The sequence below is a fragment of the Pseudonocardia charpentierae genome (genome assembly GCF_031845345.1).
GTDB lineage: Bacteria > Actinomycetota > Actinomycetes > Mycobacteriales > Pseudonocardiaceae > Pseudonocardia > Pseudonocardia charpentierae.
Genome location: NZ_JAVREJ010000089.1, coordinates 1 through 1249, shown reverse-complemented (window position 1 = coordinate 1249; position 1249 = coordinate 1). Strand labels below are relative to the sequence as shown.

Here is a 1249-nt window from a genome sequence, read left to right as displayed (position 1 = left end):
CAGGGAGTCGGCAAAGTCAGCTGATCTTGAGTAGTTGGAGGGGTCGTTGGGCGTTGCGGCCGTGATGTCGTAGCGCGGCGGCGAGATTGGTGGCTCCGGCCAGTCGGTGCAGGCTGATGGCCAGGTTCCGCAGCGTGGCCATGACCTGAGGTGCTGCGCCGGTGCGGATGCGGGAGGAGTCCTCGCTGAAGGTCATATCGCGCACCCAGTGCAGGCCGTTCTCGATCTGCCAGTGCCCGCGGATCCATGCGGCCAGTTCGTCGGGTCGTGCCTGGTGCGGGTCGAGGTCGGTGATCGCGTAGACGGTCTCGGTGTGCCAGCGACCCTTCCGGCCGGTGCGGCCGGAGACCGGACGGGTGCGGCGGATGATCTGGACGGCCTGGCGGGCGTGCGGGAACTCGATCCCGGCCGCGATCGTGGCCACCTTGAGCACGCGGATCTCTCGGCGGCCGTGGCCGGTCTCGGCGCTGCGATGAGCTTCCCCGACCTGGCGCCAGGGCAGCCCGGCCAGCTGGCGGCGCAGCCGGGGCTGGTTGCCCTTCACCGTCATCACCCAGTGCGCGCCCCGCGCGTGCAGCGCCGCGACGTGCTCGCGCTGGGTGTGCAGGGCGTCCGCGGTGATCACCACACCGGCCAGATCGAGACCGGTCACGGTGTCGAGCAGCGGAGCGAACCGGTTGATCTCGCTGGCCTTGCCGGCCACGGCGAGCTGCCCGAGCACGACCCGGGAGTGCTGGTCGATCACCGCGAGCAGATGCCGCCCGACCACCTCGATCCCGTCGCTGGCGGTGTGTCGGGAGCCGCGCAGGGTCTTGCCGTCCACCGCGAGCACGCGGCGCCGGCCGACCGGAGCCTGTCCGGCGCACAGGCGCTGCACGAACGCGCCGATCACGGCGTCGAACCGGTCAGGGTCGACCTTTCCGAGCACCCGGCGGATGGTCGACTCCGACGGGCACCGCCGAGCGGTTCCGAGCACGGCGGCAATGTCGCCCGGCACGTCGGCGATCCACTCGGCGACCGCAACGAACGACCGGGCGCCGGCCGCGACCGCGCACACCGCCACGGTCAGCACCACAACCAAGCCATGACGGACACCCCGGCGCTTGCGCGGATCGACCACCTCGGCCAGCGCTTCACGCAGATCGGCGGCCACCTCAACTGGATCGGGTAGCTCCACGCCTCCCACCTGGTCGGCGACAGCAGCGATCGACGAAGATGCAGACGCGGGCACGGCACTCCAGGTGATGGT

At 71.0% G+C, this 1249-nt stretch carries 1 protein-coding gene; it reads right to left on the bottom strand.

The window, feature by feature from the left end; all coding sequences use genetic code 11:
• Positions 1–16: 16 nt before the first annotated feature.
• The coding region (locus tag RM445_RS31975) for an ISAs1 family transposase (protein WP_311560600.1) at positions 17–1249 on the bottom strand (1233 nt) is incomplete at its 5' end.